Raw genomic sequence first — 22,964 nt, 5'->3', positions numbered from 1 at the left:
GTGACGCGTGACACGCCCGACGGCCCCAAGGAGGTTCGCCCGTGACGACCGAAGCCGTGCTCGAACCGGACGTGGCCCTGCTCGACCGCGCGATGACCGGCATCGCCACCCCGACGGCGCGCCGGACCGCCCGCCTGCTGCTCGTCGACTCCGAGGCCATCGTCCGCTTCGGACTGCGGCAGCTCGTCGCCCCCGACCCCGAGCTCGCCGTCGTCGGCGAGGCCGCATCCCCGCGCGACGCGCTCGTGGTCGCCGACCGCTGCCCGCCCGACCTGGTGATCCTCGACGTCGACCTGGGCCGCGGCGACTCGGCGGGCGTCGACCTCGCCCGGATGCTGCTCGAGCGCCACCGCGGCGCCCGGATCCTCGTGCTCACGGGCAACCGCGACCGCGAGGTCATGATGCGCACCGTGCGCCTCGGCGTGCACGGCTACCTCCGCAAGGGCGCCGAGACCGCCGACATCCTCCGCGCGATCCACGCACTGCTGCGCGGCGAGAGCGTCTTCGACTCCCGTCCCCGCGGCGTCGAGCCGTCGGTCGACGTCGTGCGCGACGACGACCGCCCCGCCGTCCGCCGGCTCGGCGGCGCGATGCTCACCGACCGCGAGAACCAGGTGCTGCGCCTGCTCGCCGTCGGCATGTCCAACCGCGAGATCGGCGCGCGGCTGCTGATCAGCGAGGCCACCGTCAAGTTCCACGTGCGCAACCTGCGCGACAAGCTCGAGGTCCGCCGCCGCACCGAGATCGTCTACACCGCCACCCGGCAGGGCATCGTCTGAGGCTGCCCCGTGATCTCCCGCGCCTAGCCTGACCATATGGAGCTGGTGCCGGCGGTGCTGGCGAGCGGGTGGGCGAGCGGCGTCAACGCCTACCTCTGCGTGGTCGTGCTCGGCGTGCTGGGCCGCTTCGGCGGGATCGAGGCGGTGCCCGAGGCGCTGACCCGCACCGACGTGCTGGTCGTCGCCGCGGTGCTCTACCTGCTGGAGTTCGTCACCGACAAGATCCCCTACGTCGACTCGCTGTGGGACGCGGTGTCCACCGCGATCCGGCCGACGGCGGGCGCGGTGATCGGGCTGCTGCTGGCCGGAGACGCGACCTCGCTGGAGCAGGCGGTGCTGGCCGCGAGCGGCGGGGCGGCCGCGCTCGTGAGCCACCTCGTCAAGGGCGGTCTGCGGCTGATCGTCAACACCTCGCCCGAGCCCGTCACGAACATCGGCGTGAGCCTGGGGGAGGACGTCGCCGTGGCCGGGGTGGCGACGCTCGTCGTCGTCGCGCCGGTGGTGGCGTTCGGGATCGCCGCGGTGCTGCTGGTCATCGGGGTGATCCTGCTGGTGGTGCTGTGGCGCAACGTGCGCCGCGGGTACCGCCGCTACCGCGCGTGGCGGGAGCGGCGGACCGCCGGCGGCTACCCGAAGAACACCTCGGCCTCGGCGTAGAGCGCCGGGTCGACGACCTTGAGCTCCTTGGTGGCCTCCGACAGCGGCACCATCGTGATGTCGGTGCCGCGCAGCGCCGTCATCTGGCCCCACTGCCCGGCGTGCACGGCGTCGATCGCGTGCAGGCCGAAGCGGGTCGCGAGCCAGCGGTCGCGGGCGGTCGGGGTGCCGCCGCGCTGCACGTGCCCGAGCACGGTGGTGCGGGCCTCCTTGCCGGTGCGCGTCTCGATCTCCTTGGCCAGCCAGTCGCCGATCCCCCCGAGGCGGACGTGGCCGAACGCGTCCTTCTCCCCGTTGAGCAGGGACTCGTCGCGGTCCTTGGGCATGGCGCCCTCGGACACGACGATGATCGGCGCGTAGTCGAGGCGGAACCGCGACTCGACCCAGCGGCAGACCTGCTCGATGTCGAACCGCACCTCGGGGATGAGGATGATGTTGGCCCCGCCCGCCATGCCGGCGTGCAGCGCGATCCAGCCGGCGTGGCGGCCCATCACCTCGACGATGAGCGCGCGGTGGTGGCTCTCCGCGGTGGTGTGCAGCCGGTCGATGGCCTCGGTCGCGATGTTGACCGCGGTGTCGAAGCCGAACGTGTAGTCGGTGCCCGAGAGGTCGTTGTCGATCGTCTTCGGCACGCCGATGACGTTGACGCCGATCTCGTGCAGCTTCGTCGCGACGCCGAGCGTGTCCTCGCCGCCGATCGCGATGAGCGCGTCGACGCCCAGGTTCTGCAGGTTCGTGCGGATCTTCTCGACGCCCCCCTCGACCGCGAACGGGTTGGTCCGCGACGACCCCAGGATCGTGCCGCCGCGCGGCAGCAGACCGCGCACCGCGGGGATGTCGAGGGGCTTGGTGAGCGCCTCCAGCGGGCCGCGCCAGCCGTCGCGGAAGCCGAGGAACGAGTAGCCGTACTCGGGGACGCCCTTGCGGACGATCGCCCGGATGACCGCGTTCAGTCCGGGGCAGTCGCCGCCACCGGTGAGCACGCCGACGCGCATGTGAGAGGCCTCTCCATCGATGCAGAAGTGGGCACACGCTAGCGCCGTGCGCGCGGAGGCGTCCTATCGGCCCCGTACCGTGGACGGGTGCCCGCCCCGACCGACCTGCGGGCCGACTGCGCGCGCTGCGCCGGCCTCTGCTGCGTCCTGCCCGCGTTCGCCGCGTCGGCCGACTTCGCCATCGACAAGCCCGCCGGCACGCCGTGCCCGAACCTGCGCCCCGACCACGGCTGCGGCATCCACTCCTCTCTGCGCGAGCGCGGCTTCCCCGGCTGCACCGTCTACGACTGCTTCGGCGCGGGCCAGCGGGTCGTCCAGGTGACGTTCGGCGGGCGGCTCGACGCCCGGGTCGGCGCGGTGTTCCCCGTGGTGCGGGTGCTGCACGAGCTCCTGGCGTACGAGACCGAGGCGCTCGAGCGCGGCAGCAGCCACGACGCCGCCGTCCGCCGCGCCCGCGACGAGACGCTGCGCCTGGTCGGCGGTACCCCCGACGACCTCGCCGCGCTCGACCCGTCGGCGCACCGCGCGGAGGTGGCGGGGCTGCTGCGCGCGGTGAGCGCGGAGGTCCGCGACCCGGCCGGGCCGGACCTCGCCGGGGCCGACCTCGTCGGCGCACGCAGGCGCGACCTGCGCCGCGCCTGCCTGCGCGGGGCCGTCCTGCTGGGCGCGGACCTGCGCGGGGCCGACCTCCGCGGCGCCGACCTGCTGGGCGCCGACCTGCGCGGGGCCGACCTCCGCGGCGCCGACCTCACCGGCGTCCTGTTCGGCGTGCAGCCCCAGCTCGACGCGGCCCGCGGCGACGCCGCGACCACGCTGCCGGCCGGGCGTGACCGGCCCGGGCACTGGACGGTGACCTAGGCCGGCCCGTCGACCAGTCCGTAGGCGACCGCCTCGGGCGTGGTGAACCAGCGCCGCGCCGCGGTGTCGGCGGTGATCCGGTCGACCCCCTGGCCGGTGCGCGCGGCGAGCAGCGCGACCACGTCGGCCTGCTGCCCGGGCGCGAGCACGGCCATCCCGAACGGCTCCGCGGGCGCCAGCAGGGTGAGGCGGGCGTGCGCGGTGGCCGTCCGCTTGCCGGGCGCGCCGCTCGCCGCGAGCAGCAGCCCCACGCCGGAAGCGGCGCCGACCACGCAGGTCGCGACGTCGGGGCCGATCAGCTCCATCGTGTCGACGACGGCGAGCGCGGCCCCGGCCGGACCGCCCGTGCAGGACACCGTCAGCACGACGTCGTGGCGCGCGTCGCGGGCGGCGAGCAGGCGCAGGCGCGCGCAGACCCGCTGCGCGGCGTCGTCGTCGAGGACGCCGCCGACGTGCACGACCCGGACGTCGAGCAGGTGGTCGAGGACCGGGTCGGCGCCCGCGACGAGGACCGTCGACGAGGCGGAGGCCGTGGGGTGGGAGGGCCGGGGCCCGGGGAACGGCGGATGGGGCGGGGGCGGGACGGGCTGCGGGGGCACGGTGACTCCTCGGGTGTCGGTGGCCCGACGCTAGGACCGCCGGCCCGCGCTGCGGGCCGTGTTCGCCGGGGGCCCGCGTTTGCGCCGTGGGCGAACGGGGCACGTGCTCGCCGTGGAACCCCTCGACGACGACCACGCCCGTCCCGCCGGTGCCTCCGACGACCTCGTGTCCGCTGTCGGCGCGCTCTCCGAGGCGCTGGAGCGCATCGAGCGCGCCCGCGGCGCCCTCTACGAGTTCCACCAGCTCATGGGCGGCGCCGACGCCATGCTCGACGACGTGACCGAGGGCCTGCGCGCCGAGGGCCACGCCGACCTCGCCGAGCGCATCGAGTCCGAGCTCGTCGGGCGCAACGTCCTCGCCGGGCGCTGGACGTTCCAGATCGTGGAGGAGTTCGACGACGGCTACTACGCGACCTGGCGCGAGCTGGAGCGGACCGTCCGCGACAAGACGATGGACGGGCGCCGCCACGTGCTCGAGGCCGAGATGAAGCAGCGCCGACGCACTGCCGGACGCCCCGGCCACGAGGCGACGCCGGGCAGCTGAGCACGTTCACCTGTCGTCCATCCGGGGATCACCGGTTCGGCGAACGGGCTACCTAGGGTCGGTCCTCCCGAACTCCCACCAGGAGGATGACCGTGGCCCAGCCCTGCCCGGACGCCGGCTCCACCACCCGGCCCGGTGCCGTCGAGCTCCCCCTGCTCGCGGCCGCACACCGACCCGGCCGGCTCTACACCTGCCGCTACCGCTGCGGCGACGCCTGCGCGCGGCCGGTGCCCAACCGCTCCGAGAACGAGTACTTCGGGGCCGTGCTGCAGCGCGCGATCTCCCGCCGCGGCGCGCTGCGGGCCGGAGCCGTGATCACCCTGGCCGTCGGGTCCACCGGGGCGCTCGCCGCGTGCACCACCTCGCCCGCCGTGGCGCCGGCCGCCGAGGTCACCGCGAGCGGGCTGCCGCGCGGGCTGGACTACGCGACCGTCCCCGTCAACAACACCGACGGCATCACGCTGCCCCCGGGGTACGCCAGCAACGTCGTGATCCGCTGGGGAGACCCGGTCGTGCCGGGAGCCCCGGAGTTCGACTTCGCGAACCAGACGCCCGAGGCGCAGGCGCAGCAGTTCGGCTACAACAACGACTTCTGCGGGGTCCTGCCGCTCGACGGCGACCGCCTCGTCATGTTCAACAACCACGAGTACTCGATCGAGCCGCTGATGTTCCCCGGCTACGACGAGGAGAACCCCACCGAGACGCAGGTGCGCATCGGGATGGCCGCGCACGGGCTGTCGGTGCACGTGGTCGAGCGCGACCCGGCCACCGGCGAGATGCGCGCGGTCCTCGACCCCCTCAACCGCCGCTACACCGCCACCTCGGAGTTCCTGCTCACCGGGCCCGCCGCCGGGTCGGCGCTGCTGCAGACCTCCGCGGACCCCACCGGCACGCGCGTGCTCGGCACGCTGAACAACTGCGCGGGCGGCGTCACGCCGTGGGGCACGTTCCTGTCCGGCGAGGAGAACTTCAACCAGTACTTCGCCAACGCCGCGTCGGTCGTCGACCCCGCCGTCCTGGCGCGCGCCGAGCGCTACGGCATCACGGAGGAGGCGTCGGAGCGCAAGTGGGAGCGCTTCGACCCGCGCTTCGACATGCTCGCCGAGCCCAACGAGCCCAACCGGTTCGGCTGGATCGTCGAGGTCGACCCGCAGGACCCGACGGCCACACCCGTCAAGCGCACGGCGCTGGGCCGCTTCAAGCACGAGGGCGCCACGACCCACCTCGCCGCCGACGGCCGCGCGGTGGCCTACATGGGCGACGACGAGCGCTTCGACTACGTCTACAAGTTCGTCTCCGACCGCGCGATGCAGGAGGGCGGCACCCGCGCCGCCCGCGAGGCCAACGCCACCCTGCTCGACGACGGCACCCTCTACGTCGCCCGCTTCACCGGCGACAGCCCGGCCGCGGAGATCACCGGCGACGGGGCCGTGCCCGCCGACGGGGCGTTCGACGGCGCCGGTGAGTGGATCAAGCTCGCCGCGGGGACCGAGTCCTTCGTGCCGGGGATGTCGGCCGAGGAGGTCTACGTCTTCACGCGGCAGGCCGCCGACCTCGTCGGCGCCACGAAGATGGACCGTCCCGAGGACGTCGAGGCCAACCCGGTGACCGGCCGCGTCTACGTCGCGCTCACCAACAACACCGACCGCGGCACGGAGGGGAAGGCCGGCCCGGACGAGGCGAACCCGCGCACGACGAACGCCCACGGGCACGTCCTGGAGCTCGAGGAGGACGGCGGCGACGCGGCCGCGCCCGCCTTCGCGTGGCGGATCCTGCTGGTCTGCGGCGACCCCGACGACCCGGGGACGTACTTCGCGGGCTTCGACAAGTCACAGGTCAGCCCGATCACCTCGCCGGACAACCTGGCGTTCGACGGCCGCGGCAACCTGTGGATCTCCACCGACTCCGGCCGTGCGCTGGAGCTGCCCGGCACGCCCGCGGGCATCAACGACGGGCTCTACGGCGTCTCGCTGGAGGGGCCGACGCGCGGGCGCACCGCGCTGTTCGCCAGCGTGCCCAACGGGGCGGAGTGCTGCGGGCCGGTCGTCACCGACGAGTTCGTGCTGATCTCGCCACAACATCCGGGCGACCTCGACGGAGCGAGCCCGGAGACGCCGCAGTCGACGTGGCCGGACGGCCCGGGCTCGCAGCCGCGGCCGTCGGTCGTCAACATCTGGCGCGAGGGCGCGTCGGGGCCGGGCCGGATCGGGGAGTAGGGCCCCTACGAGCAGGCCGCGGCGAGCGGGGCGCCCGACCCGCCGCCGCGCTCGAACGACACGTGCACGTGGTCGTAGTGGTTCTCCGTGGCGCCGCCGCGGTCGGCCATCGGCTCCCAGCCGTCGCCGTAGTTGACGCGCTGGCGCCAGATCACGTAGCTGATGCCCAGCTCGTCCTGGTTGGCCAGGGCGCACTCGGCGATCCGGTCGCCGCGCTCGCGCCCGGTCATGAAGTCGATCGCGAGGCCGCGGGGGTGGTCGGAGACGCGGGCGCGCCCGGCGACGCCGATCAGCGCGGGCTGGTCGTAGAGGCAGGAGATGAAGCGGGCGGCGTCGCGGACGAAGCCCTTGACCGAGCCCAGGCCGCGAAGCGGGACATCGCAGTTCGCGGCGGCCTCGCGGGCCAGGCGCTGCTCCTCCAACGCGCGGGCGGCGTCGGCGAGCCCGGCCGCCTTGAGCAGCGACTCGGCGTCGGCCTGCGGCGGGAGCACCTCGGTCCGCCCCGGGACGGGCAGGATGCTGGCGGCGAGGAGCCGGCCGTCGACGGGCGCGGCCAGGGCCTGCACGGGCGAGGGCTGCGCCACGGCCGCGGTGCCTGCGTCGGCGGGGGTGCCGGCGGCGGCCGCGGCCTCGGCGGCCAGGGCGAGCGTCGTGGAGCCGGCGGGATCCGTGGCGGGCAGGGCCGGCACGAGCGGGGCGGCCACGGAGAGCAGGCCGGCCGTGGCGGCCGCGGCCACGAGCCCGTTGCGGACGGCCGGGGCGGAGTGACGGGGGCCCGTGCGGCCGGCGGTGGTCGGGGGGCGGGCGGGATCGGCGAACTCGCGCGGCGGAGCGGCGAACTCGCGCGGCGGGGCGGGGAACTCGCGCGGGTCGTGCAGGGGCGTGCCGGGCGGGTCGAGCAGGGCGACGCCACCGCCGTCCCGCGCAGGGGCGGGCGGCGCGTCGGCGCGACGCGGCCACGCACCGGGGATCGCGGCCGGGGGAGCTGACCGCGGGTGCGCGTGCCGGCCGGCGGGGGAGCGGTGCCGGGACACGTCTACCTCTTCGTCGGGCCGTCGGGCGTCCGGTTCGGGGACCGGCCGGAGCGGGGACTCCGGTGCCGTACGGGCTGTTCCGCCGCGAACAGTAGCGAATCGGTCACGGATCGGAGTCGATTGTCACCAGGAGTGAGGTGGGCGTGTCGCGGACCGCGACGAGCGGCGCTCAGCACCCGGTGAGCTCGCCGCCGCCGGCGGAGTCGAACGAGACGTGCACGTGATCGAAGTGGTTGGCCGTGGCGCCGCCCCGGTCCTCCATCGGCTCCCAGCCGCTGCCGTGGTTGATCCGCTGCTCCCAGATGACGTAGCTGATGCCCAGCGAGTCCTGGTTGCGCAGGGCGCAGGCGGCGAGCTGATCGCCCGTGGAGCGGTCGACCATGAAGTCGATGGCCTTGCCCGACGGGTGGTCCGACGTGCCCGCGCGCCCTGCGACGCCGTGCATCGTCGGCTCGCCGAACAGGCAGCCCAGGAACTCCGCGGCCTCGCGGACGTAGTCCTTGACGGCACCGAGCTGGCCGGTGTCGAGGCCGCAGTCGGCGCCGACGGAGGCGCGGCGCTCTGCCTCGGCGGCCTGCGCGGCGGCCTCCTCGGCCTCCTCGCGGGCGCGCTCCTCCTCGGCGGCGGCGCGCTCCTCCTCGGCCCGCGCGAGCTGCTCCTCGGCCATCTGCACGGCTTTGACGAGCGGCGACGGGTCGTCGAGGACGTCGGGGTCGGGCGCGACGGGCTCGACCGACGAGCGGAGCAGGACGTCGGTGAGGTCCTGCGCGGCGACGTCGCGGTTGGGGGCGTCCTGCGCGGGCAGCTGCGCGAGCGCCGCGACGTCGGCGACCTGCGGCGCGGCGACGGGGGCCGCGGCCCCCATCAGCGACAGCGCGCCACCGGCGACGGCGACGACGGCGGCACCCCGGCGGACCGGGGTGGACGCGAGCGGCCCGGGGAACGCGGGCGCGAGCGTGGAGACGGACGCCGTCCGGCGCAGGGAGGGGGTTCCGGTGGCCCGGCGCGGTGCCGGGAACGGACTGCCCTCGTGCGCGCGGCGGCCTCGGGGGGAGCGATGCCGAGCCACGACCAACCTTCCGGGACGACGGCGCGGCTGGACATCCGGTTCGGGGGAGCCGGTCGGGTGGGGAGTCCCGTGTCCAGTTCGTGACCGTGCCGTCACTGACCCGGGACCGAACCTAGGCAACCTCCGGCCGTCGCGCTCTCCCGGACGCACTCCGCTACGCCGACCGTGACGCAGCGTGCGACGAACGGCGTCCCACTGCTCCACTCGGAACACCGGACACCGCCTCACTGCTCCCGCAGACGCACCACCCGGTCGCCGAGGGGCTGCAGGTCGCGGGAGTCGCCCTCGGGGAACAGCTCCTGGAACCCCCGCAGGGTCGACGGGGCCACCGCGACCGGCGCGCGCAGCACCAGCCAGGACACGCCCTCGGTGTTCGGGGTGGTCGTGAGCGATCCGGGGTAGCGGAGCGTGGACAGGTCGCAGGGCAGTGCCGAGGCGAGGTCGAGCCCTCCGACGGTGACCTCCTCCCCGCACTCCTCGGGCAGTCGCGCGAGCACGACGTCCTGCGGCGTCCCGCCGGCACCGTCGTCGGTGAGGAACAGCCCGACCACGAGCGTCTCGCCGTTCGGGCCGCGGTGGACGAAGTGCTGCTCGACCGGGAACCGCCGTCCGTCGAGTGTGTGCTCGGACGGGGTGTGGAAGTGGAACTGCACCAGTTCGTAGCGGCTGCCGCCGAGCAGGACCGCCGCCGCGCCCTCGGGTACCTCGGCCTCGACCGTCTCCTCGTGCCCCCGGGTGGTGCAGCCGGCGGGGTCGTCCGGGTCGCGGCTGACGTAGCGCACGGAGACCTCGACGTCGTCCGGGTACGCCACGACGAGCTCGGGCAGCTCAGGAGCGGGCTTCGTCGTGCTGGTGTCCAGCGCGATCGGGCTCTGCTGCGGGTGGGGCGTCCCCCGCCGGCGTGCGCCGGCGTGCGCGAGGGCACCCGGGGGCAGGACCAGCGCGGCGGTGGCGACCGGAAGGGCGACGAGGAAGGTGCGGCGGGTGGGCACTGCGACGGGCTCCGTTCGGCGGACTCACACGTACAGGTGAAAAACCTACGGACCCCGGTGGCGCCCACTACCGCCCGTCGTCGCATCCCTACGGCGCGTTCGGAGGTGTTCGAGCGGGGGCGAACGCCGATCACCGACCCGGTTCCGCGACCTGATCGACAGGTGTAGGGTTGCGTTGTTCGTCCGTCGGTTTCGGTGTTCGTGTGATGCACGCCCGCAGGAACAAGTTGGCGCACGACGGTCCGGTCCACAGAGGCCCGGGTGGTCGTTCGTCAGGGTCGGTCGGCCGGGTGGCTGCGCAGTGCGGCCCCCACCACCATCTGCTAGGAGCTCATCGCATGGCGCAGGGAACTGTGAAGTGGTTCAACGGGGAGAAGGGCTTCGGCTTCATCTCCGTCGACGGGGGCGGCGCTGACGTCTTCGTGCACTACTCCGAGATCGACGCGAGCGGCTTCCGCTCGCTCGACGAGGGGCAGCGCGTGGAGTTCGAGGTCGGCCAGGGCGCCAAGGGCCCCCAGGCCACCGGCGTGCGCGTCGTCGCCTGATCCACAGCTCGTCACAGGAGCCCGTCACCCCCTCGGGGGTGGCGGGCTCCTGTCGTTCGCGGGTGTGGGGATCAGTCGGCGGCGGCCACCGGGTCGTCGAGCAGGTACCAGGGCACCATGTTGATCGCCCCGTTGAGCCCGGGCATGGGCACGCCCTGCGCGGTGAGGTCGCGCTCCTCGTCGCGCGCCACCACCATCCACCTCCCGGCGGTGTCCCGGCTGAGCTCCAGCTCCACGGTCTGGTCCTCGCCGTCGGCGCGCGAACGGAAGATCCGGCACCGGGAGGCGATCTCCCAGAGCTGGGCGTCCACGAGGAACGGCACCTTCTCCAGGATCGGCAGTACGTCGTCCATGGGCGGCAACCTAGCGAAGCGCGGCCGCCCGCGGTGTCTCACAACGGGATGACGCCGATCCCGGATCGCGCTAGAAGTTGCCGCGACGGGCCTGCTCGCGCTCGATCGCCTCGAACAGCGCCTGGAAGTTGCCCGCGCCGAAGCCCAGCGAGCCGTGCCGCTCGATCAGCTCGAAGAAGACCGTCGGCCGGTCGCCCAGGGGCTTGGTGAAGATCTGCAGCAGGTAGCCGTCCTCGTCGCGGTCGACCAGGACGCCGCGGCTCGCGAGCTCCTCGATCGGCACGCGGACGTGCCCGATGCGCGCCCGCAGCTCCGGGTCGGAGTAGTAGGACTCCGGGGTGGCGAGGAACTCGACGCCGCGGGCGCGCAGCGCGTCGACCGTGGCCAGGATGTCGCTGGTGGCCAGCGCGAGGTGCTGCGCGCCGGGGCCGCCGTAGAACTCCAGGTACTCGTCGATCTGCGAGCGCTTCCTGGCGACCGCCGGCTCGTTCAGCGGGAACTTCACGCGGTGGTTGCCGCTGGCCACGACCTTGCTCATCAGCGCGGAGTACTCCGTGGCGATGTCCTCGCCGACGAACTCCGCCATGTTCGTGAAGCCCATGACGCGGTTGTAGAACGACACCCACTCGTCCATGCGCCCGAGCTCGACGTTGCCGACGACGTGATCGAGCGCCTCGAACAGGCGGGAGCCGGCCGTGACGCCGGAGCGGGCGACGTAGCCGGGCAGGTACGGGCCGGTGTATCGGGAGCGGTCGACGAGGGTGTGCCGGGTGTCGCCGTAGGCGGCGATCGCGGCGGTGCGGACGGTGCCGTGCTCGTCGGACACGTCGTGCGGCTCCACGAGCACGGTCGCGCCCTGGGCGCGGGCGTGGGCGATGCAGCGGTCGACGTCGGGCACCTCGAGGGCGATGTCGACGATGCCGTCGCCGTGGCGGCGGTGGTGGTCGAGCAGCTCCGAGGCCGGGTCGACGCCGCCCTTCACGACGAACCGCACGGCGCCCGAGCGCAGGACGTAGGCGTGGTGGTCGCGGTTGCCCGTCTCCGGGCCGGAGTAGGCGACCAGCTCCATGCCCCACACCGCCTGGTAGTGCAGTGCGGCCTGGGTGGCGTTGCCGACAGCCCACACGACGGCGTCCCAGCCGGTGACGGGGAACGGGTCGGTGGCCGGGTCGTGGTCGACGAGCCCGACGAGCCGCCGCAGCTGCTCCAGATCGAGCTCCGCCAGGCGTTCCTGGCTGGTCAGGGTCGCGTCGAGGCTCATGGGCACCATGACAGCCCCTCGGACGGGCAGTGCGCAACAGGCCCTCCGGGAGCTGCTCGTACTGGACAGATCAACCCCTGGCGGCCGTAATCGGCTGTACAGTCCGCCCATGTTGGACGCCCTCGACGTCGACCTGCTCCGCGCGCTGCACGACAGCCCCCGCGCGGGGGTGCTGGAGCTGTCGCGCACGCTCGGCGTGGCCCGGGGCACGGTGCAGTCGCGGCTCGACCGCCTGGAGCGCGACGGTGTGGTCACCGGCTACGGCCCCGACGTCGACGTCACCGCGGCCGGGTTCCCCGTGCAGGCCTTCGTGACCCTGGAGATCGCGCAGGGGGCGCTCGACGACGTGACCGCCGAGCTCTCGGCCCTGCCCGCGGTGCTGGAGGCCTACGCCACGACCGGCGCGTCGGACGTGCTGTGCCGCCTCGGCGCGGCGTCGCACGAGGACCTGCAGGAGACGCTGCTGCTGCTCAACCGGTCGGGCACGGTGGCCCGCTCGACGAGCGTGGTCATCCTGTCGACGGTGGTGGAGCGGCGGACCCTGCCGCTGCTGGAGCGGCGCACCCGCCCGGGGCCGTCACGGGCACCGGCCTATCGGAGGTCGTGAGGTCAGCCGCGCTCGTCCGGGTCGTCCGCGCGCGTGCCCGGTCGTCGTCGCGGCCGACGGGGTCGCGTCGGACCGGGCGACGCCGAGCGGCTCGGTCGGGGTGGCGTCGTCGACCGCGGCCCCGATCCCCGCGGCCGCGCCGCAGACGACCCTCATCGGCCCGGCGCCGCTGCTGGACGTCGACGGCGACCGCGCCGTGGCCCGCGACGGCCCCGCTGTGGTCCGTGAGCGGCTGACCGGGCGGCTGGAGGAGCTCCTCGTCGGCCTGGAGGTCGCGAACGCCGCCCATCCCCTGCCTTCCGCATTGCGGCTGCGCCCGGCCGACGGATCCGCCTAAGCTCGGGTCACGGCGGCGCCGTCCGGCCGCCGGAACCAGGGGGAACAAGAATGTCCGGCACGAACGTCGGTCTCGAGAAGCCGGCGGCGCCGGTCACGCGCGTGGGTCTCGCGATCGGCCTGCTCGTCGGGTCCGCCTTCGTCATGATCCTCAACGAGACGATCATGAGCGTCGCACTGCCCGTGCTGATCGCCGACCTGCAGATCAGTGCGAGCACCGCCCAGTGGCTGACCAGCGGTTTCCTGCTCACGATGGCCGTGGTCATCCCGGTCACCGGTTTCCTGCTGCAGCGGTTCACGCCGCGGCAGGTGTTCGTCGCGTCGATGACGCTGTTCAGCCTCGGCACGCTGATCGCGGGCCTGGCGCCCGGCTTCGAGGTCCTGCTGACGGGCCGGATCGTGCAGGCCGTCGGCACGGCGGTGATGGTGCCGCTGCTGTTCACGACCGTGATGACGCTCGTTCCCGCGGAGCGCCGCGGGTCCACGATGGGCACGATCTCGATCGTCATCGCGGTGGCGCCCGCCGTCGGCCCGACGATCTCGGGCCTGATCCTCTCCGCGCTCGACTGGCGCTGGATGTTCTGGATCGTCCTGCCGATCGCGCTGGTCGCGCTCGTCGCGGGGGCGTCGCTGCTGCAGGTGCCGGTGGAGACGCGGAAGGTCCCCCTCGACGTCCCGTCGGTGCTGATCTCCGCGATCGCGTTCAGCGGGCTGGTGTACGGCCTGAGCGCGATCGGCGAGGCCGCGCGCGGCGGGGCCGCGGTGCCGCCGTGGATCCCAATCGTCATCGGGGCGGTGGCGATGGTCGTGTTCGTGGCGCGCCAGCGGCGCCTGCAGCGCGACGACCGCGCCCTGCTCGACCTGCGGCCGTTCGCGCACCGCTCGTTCGTCGTCTCGGTCGTGCTCGTGGTGCTCAGCATGATGGCCCTGTTCGGCGCACTGATCCTGCTGCCGCTCTACCTGCAGGAGGTTCTCGGCACCGACCCGTTCGTCACGGGGCTGGTCGTGCTGCCCGGCGGCCTGGTGATGGGCCTGCTCGGGCCGGTCGTCGGCCGCACCTACGACCGCATCGGCGCCCGCCCGCTCGTCATCCCGGGCGCGGTGGTGCTCAGTGCGGCGCTGTGGCTGCTCACGGCGCTGGTCGGCGGGCCGCTGTGGACCGTCGTCGCCGCGCACGTCGTGCTCAGCGCGGGCATCGCGGTGATGCTCACGCCGCTGATGACCGACGCGCTCAGCGCGCTCCCGACCACGCTCTACTCGCACGGCAGCGCGATCATCACGACGCTGCAGCAGGTGGCGGGGGCGGCGGGCACGGCGCTGTTCGTCACGGTGATGACGCTGGCGTCGGCGTCCGGCGGGGCGATCGACGCCGCCGGCGTGCGGGTCGCGTTCCTGACGGCGGCCGTGATCTCGCTGCTCGCGATCGGGACGTCGCTGCTGGTGGCGCCGCGGAAGGCCGCGGTGGAGTGACGCGCACGATCGTGTTCGACGTCGGCGACGTCCTGGTGCCGACGCGCTCGCTGCACGCGGTGGTCGGCGAGGGGCTCGGGCTGGCGGAGGCGGAGTTCCTCTCCGGCTTCTGGACCGGGCGCGGCGCCTACGACCTGGGCGGCGCGGCGTCGGAGTACTGGACCGGCGTGCTGGGGGCGTGGGGCCGCGAGGCCGACCCGGACCTGATGGCGGAGCTGGAACGGCGGGACGCCGCGCGGTGGTCCGTGCTGCCCGACGAGCAGGCGGCGCTGGTGGCGGAGCGGGCGGCGGCGGGCGACCGGCTGGCGCTGCTGTCGAACGCGCCCGCGCCGCTGGCGTCCGCGGTGCGGGCGGCGGCGTGGAGCGACCCGTTCGACGTGCTCGTGTTCTCCTGCGACCTCGGCGTGGGCAAGCCCGGCCCGGAGCTGTTCGCGCGCGCGTCGGCGCTGCTGGGGCCGGGAGAGACGGTGTTCCTCGACGACAAGGCGGAGAACGTCGAGGCGGCCCGGGCGCACGGGTGGGACGCGCACGTGTGGGTCGGCGTGGAGCACGCGCGGGAGTGGCTCAGCCGCTGATCGTTCAACCGTCGACATGGAACGTCGCGAGCCGCTCGGCTTCGGCCCCGACCTCCTCGCGGACGGCGGTCGTCAGCGGTTCGAACGGCGTGACCTCGATCCGGTCCTCGGCGCAGCGCCAGGTGCCGGCGACCCGGCCGTCGACGAGGAACGTGGGCGCCGACTGCGGCTTGCGCGTGTGGAACACGTGGTGCCGGTACTCGGGCGGCAGCAGGCCCGCGCGGACGGCGTGGCCGAGCAGCAGCACGGCGTCCCAGGTGCCCAGGAACCGGACCGGTGCCGGAACGTCGGCGTCGGGGAGCGGGGCGTCGGGGAGGTCGACGAGCACGGCGCCGTCGGGGTCGCGGAACGTGCGGAGCGCGAGGCGGGCGAGCACGCCCCTCGTGAACGTGATCGACCAGCCGGCGTAGCGGGCCAGGTCGCCGGGGGTGGCGGGGCCGAAGCCGCCCAGGTAGCGGCGGGCGAGGTGCTCCTCGGCCTGCTCCCGGTCGACGGGGGCGGGCGGGGGAGTGGCCAGGCCGTAGACGTGGGCGCGGGGGCGGTCCCAGGTGCCGGCCGGGGGGACGCGGACGAGGTCGATCCAGAGCTGGGCGCCGGAGAAGGCCTCCTTGGGGTGACCTGCCCCTTCGATGACCTTGACGAGCTCGGCCTGGGTCCTCGGACCGTCCTGGAGCGCTTCCCGGACCGTGGTCGCGACGGCGTCCATGTCCACGTCGATCTTCGTGGTGCGGTGCCAGAGCTGTCGGCGGTGCTCCCTCACGGCTTCGGTGAGTCGCGGGTGGTCGGCGGCGGAGACCATGTGGATGGTGCAGCGCATGACCCAGCTCTGGATGATCTCGCCGCTCATCAGGGCTTCTGTCAGGCCGCTCTTCCGGAAGGTGCTCATCCGGGACCAGAGGCCGGTGTAGGCCGAGGGGCTGTACTGGGTCTGGAGTCCTCCTACGTCCTCCACCGTCGTCTTGAGGTCGTGGTGGGTTCTGGTCAGGAGGTGCTGGCGGGTGAGTAGGGCTCTGTTCAGGTGGTGCCAGCTCAGGTGCCTGTCGGGCATGGGGTCACCTTGGCATGTGCTGCCGCGGCGCTTCCGGTTCTCGGCGCCCCGGCGGGCGCCTGCGGTCCGGGTCGCCCTTGCCCTCGAAGCCCCCGGTCCAGTGTGGATTTCTCCTGATCAGGGTGCTAGCATCGAACACATGTTCGACTCCGATGTGCTCGAGGCGCCCGATGCGCCCGAGCAGACACTGGGCAACACCGCGCCGTCCGGACTGTTCGGGCTCGAGCTGGAGTTCGCCACCGAGTCCGTCGGCTCGCTGTCCGACGCCGAGCTCGTCGATGCCGCTGTCGGGTTCGAGCGCCTCGCTGCCTGGGCTGCCGCCCGGCAGACCGCCGTGCTCGCCGAGTTCCAGCAGCGGCCCGGCGACGGGTCCGTGCGTGCTGTCCCTCTGCGGGAGTGGGCCTCCGACGAGATCGGGATGGCGCTCACCGTGTCCCGCGGATCGGCCCAGGTGCGACTCGCCCAGGCCCGGCGACTCTCCGGAGTGCTCCGCCCCACCCGCGACCTGCTCGAAGCCGGCCGGCTGTGCTGGTCCCGGACTCGTCTCGTCTGTGACCGGCTCGCCCTGCTCGACGACACCCTCACCGCCGCCGTCCAGGAACGGGTGCTGCCCGCCGCGCCCGGGCAGACCTGGGCCCAGCTCGACGCCGCCCTACGCCGCGCGATCCTCGCCCTCGACCCCGACGGCGCCGCGTCACGACACCGGGCCGCCCGCGCCGAACGGCGCGTCGACGTGTTCGCCGGCGAGGACGGCATGGCCACCCTCTGGGCCCGCCTCACCGCCCCCGACGCCGCCTCGTCCTACGCCTGGCTCACCCGGCTCGCCCGCGGCCTCGGCGCCGACGACCCACGGACCCTGGACCAGCGCCGCGCCGACCTGCTCGCCGCCGTCCTCACCGGGCGGCTGGTCCTGCGCGACCCCGCCGCCTCGGACACCGTCGCGGTCGTCCCGGTCACTCCGGGCAAACCGCTCATCACCGTGCTGGTCCCGCACTCCACACTCACCGGCGCCGACGACGCCCCCTGCGAGCTCGTCGGCTACGGCCCGATCCCCGCGCCACTGGCCCGGGAGATCGCCGCCGACTCCGTCTGGCGCCGCCTGGTCACCGACCCCCTCACCGGCACCGTCCTCGAGTACGGACGCACCACCTACCGACCACCCGCCGCCCTCGCCGACCACATCCGCGCCCGCGACATCACCTGCCGCGCCCCCGGCTGCCGACAACCCGCCGCCACCTGCGAACTCGACCACGTCATCCCCTGGAACCCCGACGGCACCACCGGCGAGGACAACCTCGTCACCCTCTGCCCCGCCCACCACGACCTCAAGGAACACCCCGGCTGGCAGACCGAACTCGGGCCCGACCGCGCCCTGGAATGGACCACCCCGACCGGGCACCGCTACCGGACCGAGCCCTACCGGACCGAGCCCTACCGGACCGAGCCCTACCGGACCGAGCCTTACCGGACCGAGGCCTACCGGGCCGGGTGATCGGGCTCGGTGGAGAAGGCCGTGAGGAAGCGGTCGCGGAACGACTCCATGGGCCAGACCGGGGCGGCGTCGTCGGGGCGCAGGCCGGATGTCCAGCCCCAGCCGTCGGTGCGGTCGAGCACGGCCTCGTCACGGGTGATCACGGAGACGGGGACGTCCGCGGTGTCGCCGGCTCCCGTCACCGCGGCCGACGGTTGGTGGTCGCCGAGCACGAGCAGCACCAGGTCGTCGTCGCCGTAGGTCTCGACCCAGGACACGAGGCTGTCGAGGGAGTAGGCGATCGCGCCGCCGTACTCGGCGGGGCCGGGCGGGACGTCGGCGTAGACCGAGCCGTCGCCGACGGCGGCCCAGTCGAGGACCGGGGGGACGTAGGCCCAGGGGGCGTGGCTGGTGACCAGCGCGATCTCGGCCATCAGGGGCTCGTGGGGCCGGTCGCGCTCGGCGCGCTGGAAGGCGGCGAGGGTGTACTGGTCGGGGACGGTGGCCCAGCCGTGGTCGGGGCCGCGGTAGGCCAGGGCGGGGTGGTCCAGCACGGTGTCGTAGCCGTAGAACGCGGCCTCCGGCCACTCGCGGGTGGTACCGGGCATCACGCCGGCGGTGCGCCATCCGGCGGCGCCGAAGAGGCTGGTCAGAGTCGTGCGGTCGCTCTCGACGAGTGCCGCGTACCGACGCTGGTCGTGCACGCGCAGGCCCGACAGGAACGTGGCGTGGGCGAGCCAGCTGTTCCCGCCCACGACGGGCGAGGTGAGGAAGCCGGAGCGGGAGGCGAAGCCGGCGGCCTCCAGGCCCGCGGTGCCGGCGGCGAGTTGGGGGGCGACGAGGGGGAGGGCGTCGCGGCCGTAGCTCTCGACGAACGCGACCACGACGTCCTTTCCGGCGAGCGCGGAGAGGAGGCCGTCGGTGTCGCGGTGAGGGTCGACGGCGAGCTCGGCGGCGAACGCCTCGGCGTCGGCGAGGCCGTCGCGGACCTGCACGGCGTGGTCGCGGACGAGCAGGGCCGCACCGGCCGAGGCGACGGGCGCACCGAGCAGGGCGCACGCCAGCCAGACGGGGGTGAGGGCGGCGAGCGTGCGGGCGGCGGTGCGGCGGTGGGCGACGGCGATCCCGGCCAGGTGGCGGACCGAGAGCGTGACGCCGACGACGACGGCGAGCGCGACGAGCACCGCTCCGACCACGGCACCGGCGGCGGCGAGCGGGCCGGCCGAGCCCGCGACGAACTCCACGCCGGCGCTCACGGAGGCGGCGTCGAGCAGCGGGTCGAACGGACGGGCCAGCACCGAGCGGAACGCGGCGTCCAGGACGGCGACGACGCCGACGGCGCCCAGCGCCAGGCCCACGACGGTGGCGGCCGGCCGGACGGCGCGGGCGGGCAGCAGGAGCAGCAGGGCGGCGCCGAGCAGGCCCTCGACGGGCAGGGCGAGCAGGCCCAGCGGCTCGCGCGGCACCACGAGGGCGGCCAGGACGACCAGCGCGGCGAGGGCGGTGCGCAGGACGCGCACCGGGAACGCCGTCAACGGGAACGCCGTCACCGGGAACGCCAGAGCCACAGCACGCTCTGCCCGAACGACCACACCAGCAGCGCCAGAGCGAGCCCGACCAGCCACCCCGGGGCCCCCGCCACGGCGGCCACCAGCACGATCCCCTGCAGCGCGGCCACGGCCTTCGCCGACCACCGGACCGGCAGCGACCCGCGCAGCCACGGCAGCACCCGGGCCGCCGCGACGAACGCGTAGCGCATCAGGCCGATCACGAGCACCCACGGCCCCAGCAGAGTCGCCACGTGCGCGCTGAGCACGAGCAGCAGGACCGCGTCGACCTCCATGTCGAACCGGGCACCGAGCGCCGAGGCGGTGCCGGTGCGGCGGGCGACCTTCCCGTCGACGGCGTCGAGCACCAGCGCCACCGAGGTGAGGACGACGATCGGGACCGGCCCCGACCCGTCGACGACCAGCGCCGCGACCCCGCCGGCCAGCGCCGCGCGGGCGAGGGTGACGAGGTCGGCGGGCCCGAGGGCGTCGGTGCCCGCCCGGCGGGCCGCGCCGTCGAGCAGGACCCACAGCCCGGCGGCGAACACGGTCCCGGCGGCCCAGCCGAGGGGGCCGAGGCCGACCGTCGCGGTGAGCGCGGCGAGCAGGACGACCTGGAACACGGCCGCGCAGGCCTGCTGCGTGGTCTGCCGGGTTACGGTCGTCATGGGACGTGTGTACACCTCAGGGACACGGTCCGAACGCCGCTGCGGTTCAGGGAGGTTCGAGGTGGATCACCGCGCGCGCGCGTTCTGGTCGTCGGGTACGGGCCACGGCGGGATCCGCGACGAGGTGCTGCCCGACCCCGGCCCCGGCGACGTGCTGGTCCGCGCGCTCGTCTCGGGCGTCAGTCGCGGCACCGAGCTGCTGGTGTTCCGGGGCGGGGTGCCCGAGAGCCAGCGCGCGGCGATGCGGGCGCCGTTCCAGGCCGGCGACTTCCCGGGGCCGGTCAAGTACGGCTACCTCGCCGTCGGGGTCGTCGAGCAGGGGCCGGACGCGCTGCGCGGGCGCACCGTGTTCGCCCTGCACCCGCACCAGACCCGCTGGGTCGTGCCGGCCGCCGCGGTCACGGTGGTGCCCGACGACGTGCCGCCCTCGCGGGCGGTCCTGGCGGGCACCGTGGAGACTGCCGTCAACGCGCTGTGGGACGCGGCGCCGCTGGTCGGCGACCGGGTCGCCGTCGTCGGGGCGGGGATGGTCGGCTGCTGCGTCGCCGCGGTGCTCGCCGGGTTCCCCGGGGTGCGGGTGGAGCTCGTCGACGTCGACCCGGCGCGTGCCGCCGTGGCGCAGGCGTTGGGCGTGCCGTTCGCGCTCCCGGAGGACGCGGCGGGCGACTGCGACCTCGTCGTCCACGCGAGCGCCACCGCTGCCGGGCTCGCACGGAGCCTGGAGCTGCTCGCCGTCGAGGGGGAGGTGCTGGAGCTGAGCTGGTACGGCGACCGGGAGGTCGCGGTGCCGCTGGGCGCCGGGTTCCACGCGCGGCGCCTCGCGATCCGCAGCACGCAGGTGGGGATGGTCGCGCCCGCGCGGCGTGGGCGCCGCGGCGTCGCCGACCGGCTCGCGCTCGCGCTGCGCCTGCTGGCCGATCCGCGCTACGACGCGCTGGTCACCGACGCCGTCCCGTTCGAGGATCTGCCCGCACTGATGCCGCGTCTCGCGGCCGGTGAACCGTTCGCGCCCTGCGTCCGTGTCACCTACGGCTGAGTCATCAGCTGCACGGGAAGGGGCATCCGCTTGTTCAGCATCACGGTCCGCGACCACATGATGGTCGCGCACAGCTTCCGCGGCGAGGTCTTCGGGCCGGCGCAGCGGTTGCACGGCGCGACGTTCGTCGTCGACGCCGCGTTCCGCCGGCCCGACCTCGACGCCGACGGCATCGTCGTCGACATCGGGCTGGCCGGCACCGAGCTCAAGGCCGTACTGGCCGACCTCACCTACCGCAACCTCGACGACGACCCGGCCTTCGCCGGGGTCAACACGTCGACGGAGTTCCTGGCGAGGGTCGTCGCCGACCGCCTGGCCGACCGGGTGCACGCCGGTGCGCTCGGCGAGGGCGCGCGCGGGCTCGCCGGCGTCACCGTCACGCTGCACGAGTCGCACGTGGCCTGGGCGTCCTACGAGCGTGCGCTGTGAGCGCGGGCTCGGGGCGCGTCGTGCACGTCGTCGTCCCCGCCGACGTCGACGACGCGAGCCGCCCCAGCGGCGGCAACACCTACGACCGCCGGGTCGTCGCCGGGATGCGCGCGGCCGGCTGGACCGTGCGCCAGGTCCCGGTGGCCGGACGCTGGCCGCGGCCATCGGTTCCCGACCGCGGCGCGCTGCAGCGCGCCCTGGCCGGGCTGCCCGCGGGCTCGACCGTCCTGGTCGACGGCCTCGTGGCCTGCGGCGTGCCCGACGTGCTGGTCCCGCAGTCGCGGCGCCTCGAGGTCGTCGTGCTCGTGCACCTGCCCCTGGGCGACGAGGTGGGCGCCGCCGACCTCGCGCACCGCGAGCGGGAGGTGCTGCAGGCCGCGGCGGCCGTCGTCGCCACCAGCCCCTGGACGGCGCAGCGGCTGCGCACCCAGCACGACCTGGCGCACGTCGAGGTCGTCACCCCGGGCGTCGACCCGGCGCCGCCCGCGCCCGGCACCGACGGCGCGAGCCGGCTGCTCTGCGTCGGCTCGGTGACGCCGACGAAGGGCCAGGACCTGCTCGTCGACGCCCTCGCCGACGTCGCCGACCGTCACTGGACCTGCGACCTCGTCGGCCCGCTCGGGCGTGCGCCCGTGCACGTCGCCGACGTGCGGGCGATGATCACCGCCAACGGGCTCGACAGCCGCATCCGGATGCCCGGGGCGCTCGTCGGTGCGCCGCTGGGCGCCGCGTTCGCCGCCGCGGACCTGCTCGTGCTGCCCTCGCGCGCCGAGGCCTACGGGATGGTCGTGACCGAGGCGCTGGCCCGCGGCATCCCGGTGCTGGCGGCCGACGTCGGCGGGGTGCGGTCGGCGCTGGGCGGCACCGGCCTGCTCGTGCCGCCCGACGAGGTGCCCGCGCTGGCGATGGCCCTCGCGCGCTGGCTCGACCTCCCGGACCTGCGCGCCGAGCTCCGGGCGGGGGCCCGGGCGCGCCGCGGCGAGCTGACCGGGTGGGAGGTGACCTCGCGGTGCCTGATCTCCGTGCTCGAGAAGGCCGGGACGCCCGTCTGAGCGTCGTCGGCTCGCCGGTCTGCACGCCCGACTGGCTCGCCCTGCGCGAGCCCGCCGACGCCGCCGCACGCTCGGCGGAGCTGGCCGGGCTGGCCGCCCGGCGTGCGCCCGCCGTGGTGCGCGACCTGGGCTGCGGCTCCGGTTCGATGGTGCGGTGGCTCGCTCCGAAGATCGCCCCGAGGATCGCCGCCGACGGGGCGGCGGCTCCGGCGCGGTGGGTCCTCCACGACCGCGACCCCGTCCTGCTCGACCGTGCCCTCGCGGACCTGCCCCCGGGCGTCGACGCGCAGGCGAGCCGCGGCGACCTGACCGCCCTGCGCGCCGCCGACCTCGCCGGGACCTCTCTGGTCACCGCGTCGGCGCTGCTCGACCTGCTCACCGCCGACGAGGTCGACGCCCTCGCCGCCGCCTGCGCCGGGGCGGGCTGTGCGGCGCTGCTCGCGCTGTCGGTCAGCGGGGACGTCGCGGTCTCCCCGCCCGACCCCCTCGACGCCGAGCTGGCCGCCGCGTTCGACGCCCACCAGCGCCGCACCGTCGACGGCCGGCGCCTGCTCGGGCCCGACGCCGGGCCTGTCGCCGCGGAGGCGCTCGCCCGCCACGGGATGACCGTCGTGACCCGCCCGAGCCCGTGGCGGCTCGGACCGGGGGAGGCCGCGCTGGCCGAGGAGTGGCTGCGCGGCTGGGTCGCCGCGGCGGTGCAGCAGCGGCCCGACCTGGACCGGGAGGCGGGGCGCTACCTGCGCCGGCGGCTCGTCGCCGCGGGCGCCGGGGTGCTGCGGGTGACGGTCGGGCACGTGGACCTGCTGGCGGTGCCGCGATGAGG

At 74.9% G+C, this 22,964-nt stretch carries 25 protein-coding genes; 15 read left to right on the top strand and 10 right to left on the bottom strand.

What is annotated here, in order from left to right; translation table 11 throughout:
* The first annotated feature begins 41 nt into the window (after window positions 1-41).
* The gene (locus I4I82_RS08470; protein WP_226369942.1) at window positions 42-779 is read left to right on the top strand and encodes a LuxR C-terminal-related transcriptional regulator; all 738 of its coding nucleotides are present in this window, start codon (window positions 42-44) and stop codon (window positions 777-779) included.
* Between the two features lie 36 nt (window positions 780-815).
* The gene (locus I4I82_RS08465; protein WP_218593062.1) at window positions 816-1,436 is read left to right on the top strand and encodes a DUF4126 domain-containing protein; all 621 of its coding nucleotides are present in this window, start codon (window positions 816-818) and stop codon (window positions 1,434-1,436) included.
* On the opposite strand, the gene I4I82_RS08460 is transcribed toward I4I82_RS08465, so the two are convergent.
* Window positions 1,406-2,431, bottom strand: a complete 1,026-nt coding sequence (locus I4I82_RS08460; RefSeq protein ID WP_218593063.1) for a 6-phosphofructokinase — start codon at window positions 2,429-2,431, stop codon at window positions 1,406-1,408. The genes I4I82_RS08465 and I4I82_RS08460 overlap by 31 nt on opposite strands.
* A gap of 87 nt (window positions 2,432-2,518) precedes the next feature.
* Between I4I82_RS08460 and I4I82_RS08455 the strand changes: the two genes are divergently transcribed.
* On the top strand, window positions 2,519-3,289 hold the full coding sequence (locus I4I82_RS08455; RefSeq protein ID WP_218593064.1) for a pentapeptide repeat-containing protein: 771 nt from the start codon (window positions 2,519-2,521) through the stop codon (window positions 3,287-3,289).
* On the opposite strand, the gene I4I82_RS08450 is transcribed toward I4I82_RS08455, so the two are convergent.
* Entirely contained in the window at window positions 3,286-3,888 is a 603-nt protein-coding gene (locus I4I82_RS08450) for a ClpP family protease (protein WP_218595609.1), read from the bottom strand. The two genes, I4I82_RS08455 and I4I82_RS08450, sit on opposite strands and share 4 nt — an antisense overlap.
* Window positions 3,889-4,000: 112 nt before the next feature.
* On the opposite strand from I4I82_RS08450, the gene I4I82_RS08445 reads away from it, so the two are divergent.
* Complete coding sequence (locus I4I82_RS08445; protein WP_218594535.1) at window positions 4,001-4,432, top strand: hypothetical protein; 432 nt, start codon at window positions 4,001-4,003, stop codon at window positions 4,430-4,432.
* Between the two features lie 92 nt (window positions 4,433-4,524).
* Window positions 4,525-6,648 (top strand): PhoX family protein, encoded by a 2,124-nt coding sequence (locus I4I82_RS08440; RefSeq protein WP_226369941.1) that lies wholly within the window; start codon window positions 4,525-4,527, stop codon window positions 6,646-6,648.
* A gap of 5 nt (window positions 6,649-6,653) precedes the next feature.
* Here the strand turns inward: I4I82_RS08440 and I4I82_RS08435 are convergent, their stop codons facing one another.
* From I4I82_RS08435 to I4I82_RS08425, 3 genes are all read right to left on the bottom strand, one after another.
* Window positions 6,654-7,682 (bottom strand): VldE C-terminal domain-containing protein, encoded by a 1,029-nt coding sequence (locus tag I4I82_RS08435; RefSeq protein WP_218595608.1) that lies wholly within the window; start codon window positions 7,680-7,682, stop codon window positions 6,654-6,656.
* Window positions 7,683-7,851: 169 nt separating this feature from the next.
* Window positions 7,852-8,751 carry a VldE C-terminal domain-containing protein gene (locus tag I4I82_RS08430; protein WP_218593488.1) on the bottom strand — a complete coding sequence of 300 codons (900 nt, stop codon included), beginning with the start codon at window positions 8,749-8,751 and terminating at the stop codon, window positions 7,852-7,854.
* Window positions 8,752-8,975: 224 nt separating this feature from the next.
* On the bottom strand, window positions 8,976-9,743 hold the full coding sequence (locus I4I82_RS08425) for a carbonic anhydrase family protein (RefSeq protein WP_218593489.1): 768 nt from the start codon (window positions 9,741-9,743) through the stop codon (window positions 8,976-8,978).
* Window positions 9,744-10,081: 338 nt separating this feature from the next.
* Between I4I82_RS08425 and I4I82_RS08420 the strand changes: the two genes are divergently transcribed.
* Window positions 10,082-10,288, top strand: coding sequence for a cold-shock protein (locus tag I4I82_RS08420; RefSeq protein WP_172158556.1), 207 nt, complete (start codon window positions 10,082-10,084; stop codon window positions 10,286-10,288).
* A gap of 71 nt (window positions 10,289-10,359) precedes the next feature.
* On the opposite strand, the gene I4I82_RS08415 is transcribed toward I4I82_RS08420, so the two are convergent.
* Both I4I82_RS08415 and hppD read right to left on the bottom strand, forming a co-directional pair.
* Window positions 10,360-10,641: a hypothetical protein gene (locus I4I82_RS08415; RefSeq protein ID WP_218593490.1), complete on the bottom strand. Its 282-nt coding sequence runs from the start codon at window positions 10,639-10,641 to the stop codon at window positions 10,360-10,362.
* Window positions 10,642-10,711: 70 nt separating this feature from the next.
* Complete coding sequence (hppD, locus tag I4I82_RS08410) at window positions 10,712-11,902, bottom strand: 4-hydroxyphenylpyruvate dioxygenase (RefSeq protein ID WP_218593491.1); 1,191 nt, start codon at window positions 11,900-11,902, stop codon at window positions 10,712-10,714.
* A 109-nt stretch (window positions 11,903-12,011) separates the two neighbouring features.
* On the opposite strand from hppD, the gene I4I82_RS08405 reads away from it, so the two are divergent.
* From I4I82_RS08405 to I4I82_RS08390, 4 genes are all read left to right on the top strand, one after another.
* The gene (locus I4I82_RS08405) at window positions 12,012-12,509 is read left to right on the top strand and encodes an Lrp/AsnC family transcriptional regulator (protein WP_218593492.1); all 498 of its coding nucleotides are present in this window, start codon (window positions 12,012-12,014) and stop codon (window positions 12,507-12,509) included.
* Between the two features lie 100 nt (window positions 12,510-12,609).
* The gene (locus tag I4I82_RS08400) at window positions 12,610-12,846 is read left to right on the top strand and encodes a hypothetical protein (RefSeq protein WP_218593493.1); all 237 of its coding nucleotides are present in this window, start codon (window positions 12,610-12,612) and stop codon (window positions 12,844-12,846) included.
* 50 nt (window positions 12,847-12,896) lie between these two features.
* Window positions 12,897-14,315: a DHA2 family efflux MFS transporter permease subunit gene (locus tag I4I82_RS08395; RefSeq protein WP_218593494.1), complete on the top strand. Its 1,419-nt coding sequence runs from the start codon at window positions 12,897-12,899 to the stop codon at window positions 14,313-14,315.
* Window positions 14,312-14,890 (top strand): HAD-IA family hydrolase, encoded by a 579-nt coding sequence (locus tag I4I82_RS08390; RefSeq protein WP_218593495.1) that lies wholly within the window; start codon window positions 14,312-14,314, stop codon window positions 14,888-14,890. The genes I4I82_RS08395 and I4I82_RS08390 overlap by 4 nt, the downstream gene beginning before the upstream one ends.
* Window positions 14,891-14,894: 4 nt before the next feature.
* Here the strand turns inward: I4I82_RS08390 and I4I82_RS08385 are convergent, their stop codons facing one another.
* On the bottom strand, window positions 14,895-15,938 hold the full coding sequence (locus I4I82_RS08385) for a winged helix DNA-binding domain-containing protein (protein ID WP_218595607.1): 1,044 nt from the start codon (window positions 15,936-15,938) through the stop codon (window positions 14,895-14,897).
* 139 nt (window positions 15,939-16,077) lie between these two features.
* Between I4I82_RS08385 and I4I82_RS08380 the strand changes: the two genes are divergently transcribed.
* Window positions 16,078-17,430 carry an HNH endonuclease signature motif containing protein gene (locus I4I82_RS08380; protein WP_218595606.1) on the top strand — a complete coding sequence of 451 codons (1,353 nt, stop codon included), beginning with the start codon at window positions 16,078-16,080 and terminating at the stop codon, window positions 17,428-17,430.
* On the opposite strand, the gene I4I82_RS08375 is transcribed toward I4I82_RS08380, so the two are convergent.
* Window positions 17,415-18,977 carry a sulfatase-like hydrolase/transferase gene (locus I4I82_RS08375; protein ID WP_218590178.1) on the bottom strand — a complete coding sequence of 521 codons (1,563 nt, stop codon included), beginning with the start codon at window positions 18,975-18,977 and terminating at the stop codon, window positions 17,415-17,417. The two genes, I4I82_RS08380 and I4I82_RS08375, sit on opposite strands and share 16 nt — an antisense overlap.
* Window positions 18,956-19,624 (bottom strand): CDP-alcohol phosphatidyltransferase family protein, encoded by a 669-nt coding sequence (locus tag I4I82_RS08370; RefSeq protein WP_218590179.1) that lies wholly within the window; start codon window positions 19,622-19,624, stop codon window positions 18,956-18,958. Before I4I82_RS08370 ends, I4I82_RS08375 begins: the two co-directional genes overlap by 22 nt.
* A 61-nt stretch (window positions 19,625-19,685) precedes the next feature.
* Here I4I82_RS08370 and I4I82_RS08365 point away from each other — a divergent pair, with 61 nt between their 5' ends.
* Genes I4I82_RS08365 through I4I82_RS08350 form a run of 4 tightly spaced genes read left to right on the top strand, consistent with a single transcriptional unit; the run spans window position 19,686 to window position 22,962 of the window.
* Window positions 19,686-20,660, top strand: coding sequence for an MDR/zinc-dependent alcohol dehydrogenase-like family protein (locus tag I4I82_RS08365; RefSeq protein ID WP_218590180.1), 975 nt, complete (start codon window positions 19,686-19,688; stop codon window positions 20,658-20,660).
* A 30-nt stretch (window positions 20,661-20,690) separates the two neighbouring features.
* On the top strand, window positions 20,691-21,089 hold the full coding sequence (locus tag I4I82_RS08360) for a 6-pyruvoyl trahydropterin synthase family protein (RefSeq protein WP_218590181.1): 399 nt from the start codon (window positions 20,691-20,693) through the stop codon (window positions 21,087-21,089).
* Window positions 21,086-22,141 carry a glycosyltransferase family 4 protein gene (locus I4I82_RS08355; protein WP_226369940.1) on the top strand — a complete coding sequence of 352 codons (1,056 nt, stop codon included), beginning with the start codon at window positions 21,086-21,088 and terminating at the stop codon, window positions 22,139-22,141. Before I4I82_RS08360 ends, I4I82_RS08355 begins: the two co-directional genes overlap by 4 nt.
* On the top strand, window positions 22,138-22,962 hold the full coding sequence (locus I4I82_RS08350) for an SAM-dependent methyltransferase (RefSeq protein WP_218590195.1): 825 nt from the start codon (window positions 22,138-22,140) through the stop codon (window positions 22,960-22,962). The genes I4I82_RS08355 and I4I82_RS08350 overlap by 4 nt, the downstream gene beginning before the upstream one ends.
* Window positions 22,963-22,964 lie beyond the last annotated feature (2 nt).

This window comes from Pseudonocardia oceani (assembly GCF_019263585.2).
Taxonomy (GTDB): Bacteria; Actinomycetota; Actinomycetes; order Mycobacteriales; family Pseudonocardiaceae; genus Pseudonocardia; species Pseudonocardia oceani.
The sequence above is the reverse complement of the archived record's forward strand: the minus strand, read 5'-3'. Positions and strand labels throughout refer to the sequence as shown.

Bases quoted from the DNA above. Each gene is read 5' to 3' on its own strand.
- I4I82_RS08465 (WP_218593062.1), top strand. From the start codon at position 816: ATGGAGCTGGTGCCGGCGGTGCTGGCGAGCGGGTGGGCGAGCGGCGTC.
- I4I82_RS08460 (WP_218593063.1), bottom strand. From the start codon at position 2,431: ATGCGCGTCGGCGTGCTCACCGGTGGCGGCGACTGCCCCGGACTGAAC.
- I4I82_RS08420 (WP_172158556.1), top strand. From the start codon at position 10,082: ATGGCGCAGGGAACTGTGAAGTGGTTCAACGGGGAGAAGGGCTTCGGC.
- I4I82_RS08415 (WP_218593490.1), bottom strand. From the start codon at position 10,641: ATGGACGACGTACTGCCGATCCTGGAGAAGGTGCCGTTCCTCGTGGAC.
- hppD (WP_218593491.1), bottom strand. From the start codon at position 11,902: ATGAGCCTCGACGCGACCCTGACCAGCCAGGAACGCCTGGCGGAGCTC.
- I4I82_RS08405 (WP_218593492.1), top strand. From the start codon at position 12,012: ATGTTGGACGCCCTCGACGTCGACCTGCTCCGCGCGCTGCACGACAGC.
- I4I82_RS08395 (WP_218593494.1), top strand. From the start codon at position 12,897: ATGTCCGGCACGAACGTCGGTCTCGAGAAGCCGGCGGCGCCGGTCACG.
- I4I82_RS08385 (WP_218595607.1), bottom strand. From the start codon at position 15,938: ATGCCCGACAGGCACCTGAGCTGGCACCACCTGAACAGAGCCCTACTC.
- I4I82_RS08380 (WP_218595606.1), top strand. From the start codon at position 16,078: ATGTTCGACTCCGATGTGCTCGAGGCGCCCGATGCGCCCGAGCAGACA.
- I4I82_RS08370 (WP_218590179.1), bottom strand. From the start codon at position 19,624: ATGACGACCGTAACCCGGCAGACCACGCAGCAGGCCTGCGCGGCCGTG.